A 1,823-nucleotide genomic window follows, 5' to 3' on the forward strand; every position below is an offset into this window, starting at 1 on the left:
GGCGCAGGCGCTCGAACAGGGCGCGGACGGGGGAGACCGCAAAAGGCACTTCGCGGGCCATTCGCAACGTATGCCCGGTGCGACCCGCCGGTATTCAGCGGCCTGACGCAGAATGGGCCATGTGCTGGACATGTCGAACGAGGAGTTCGAGGAACTGGTCGCGCAGGCCCTCGACCGGATCCCGGCGGAACTGACCCGCCTGATGGACAACGTCGCGGTCTTCGTCGAAGCCGAGCCGCCCCCGGACGACCCGGGCCTGCTCGGGCTCTACGAGGGCACGCCCCTGACCGAGCGCGGCGAGTGGTACGCGGGCGTGCTCCCGGACCGCATCACCATCTACCGCGGCCCGACGCTGCGCATGTGCGAGTCGCGGGAGGACGTGGTCGCGGAGACGGAGATCACGGTGGTGCACGAGATCGCCCACCACTTCGGCATCGACGACGAGCGGCTGCACGCGATGGGGTACGGCTGAGAAAGCCGCCCGGGATCGCCGCCCGTGCGGCCATAATGCAACTCACCGCGCGGGACGGCCTGATGGCGGCTTCCCGTCGGACGCGGGGAGGGCGTGTGCGCGTACGTATCGGCGACGGCGGACCGACCGGCGAGGACCTGACCGGCCGCTTCGCACGCTGGCTGGCCGGAGACCGGACCGTGGGCCGGCAGGTCACCATGAACGGGGAACGCCCGGACACGGCGGCCGGCGGCATGTCGGGAGCCCCGCTGGAGTGGATCGGCCTGGGCCTGAGCACCGGCTTCTCCGCCGCGAGCCTGGTCTACGCCCACCTGGGCTTCCGGGCCGCTCTCCCGCCGCGCGAACGCTCGGGTGCGCGGATGGTGGTGGAGCACGACGGGGTACGCATCGTGATCGAGGACGGGGGACCGGAGGACGTCGCCCGGCTGGCGCGCCTGCTGGGGAGCGGCGGCGAGGAACCCGGCGCCGGCCCCGGAACCGCGCCCGGCCCCGGAACCCCGCCCGGCAACGGGGACCGGACGGAGGAGGAAACCGGAGGGACCGAGGGTGGCGCTGCCTGATCCGCGTAAGAGCCGGGCGGTACTGGTCGGCGTCAGCGACTACGCGCACTCCGACCTGGCGCCGATGCCGGCCGCGGAGGCGGGTGCCGAGCACCTGGCGCGACTGCTGTGCGACGCGTCGGTCTGGGGACTCCCGCAGGAGCACGTCACCGTCCTCGGCAGGGACGCCACGCAGCAACGGATCCTGACGGTGGTCAGGGACGCCGCGCAGGCCACCGACGAGACCCTGTTCGTGTACTTCGCGGGCCACGGGCTGCGCGACCCGGGCGAGCGCCTCCACCTGGCCCTGGCCGAGGCCGACCCCGACTACCCCCAGATCGGCACCCTGTCCTACCGCCAGCTCCGCGACCTGATGAGGCAGGCCGGCCACCGGGCCAGGCACCGCGTCACCGTCCTGGACTGCTGCTACAGCGGAATCGCCGGCGGCATGTCGGACGCGGCGGGCCCGACCCGGGACGACCTGGCCACGGCCCTGGGCGAACGCGACGACGCACGCGCCGCGGGCGGGAGCGACGAGGACGACTACGGGGACTGCGTGCTGGCCTCGGCGCCGGCGCAGAGCAGGTCGTTCGTACGCCCCGGCGCGACGCTCCCCGAGTTCACGGGTGAGCTGGTCGCGACCCTGGAGGCGGGCATCACCGGCGCCGGGCCGATGGTGACGCTGGAAGGGGCCTGGCGCAGGATCCGCGACCGCATGCGGGGCAGGGGCAGCCCGGAGCCCCAGTTGTTCGCGCAGAACAACGCCACGCACCACATCCACTTCCGCAACCGGGCTCCCCTCCCCGAGGACG

The 1,823-nt window shown here is 73.3% G+C and carries 3 protein-coding genes; all 3 read left to right on the plus strand.

Annotation, left to right across the window (positions count from 1 at the left end; genetic code table 11):
- Positions 1–121: 121 nt before the first annotated feature.
- Positions 122–472 (plus strand): metallopeptidase family protein, encoded by a 351-nt coding sequence (locus H5J30_RS30735; protein ID WP_018843887.1) that lies wholly within the window; start codon positions 122–124, stop codon positions 470–472.
- 95 nt (positions 473–567) lie between these two features.
- The gene (locus tag H5J30_RS30740) at positions 568–1,032 is read left to right on the plus strand and encodes an effector-associated constant component EACC1 (protein ID WP_181790742.1); all 465 of its coding nucleotides are present in this window, start codon (positions 568–570) and stop codon (positions 1,030–1,032) included.
- A partial coding sequence (locus H5J30_RS30745; protein WP_181790744.1) for a caspase family protein occupies positions 1,019–1,823 on the plus strand: 805 nt, incomplete at its 3' end. The genes H5J30_RS30740 and H5J30_RS30745, both read left to right, overlap by 14 nt.

Origin of the sequence: Streptomyces phytophilus (assembly GCF_013870535.1) — a bacterium.
GTDB lineage: Bacteria > Actinomycetota > Actinomycetes > Streptomycetales > Streptomycetaceae > Streptomyces > Streptomyces phytophilus.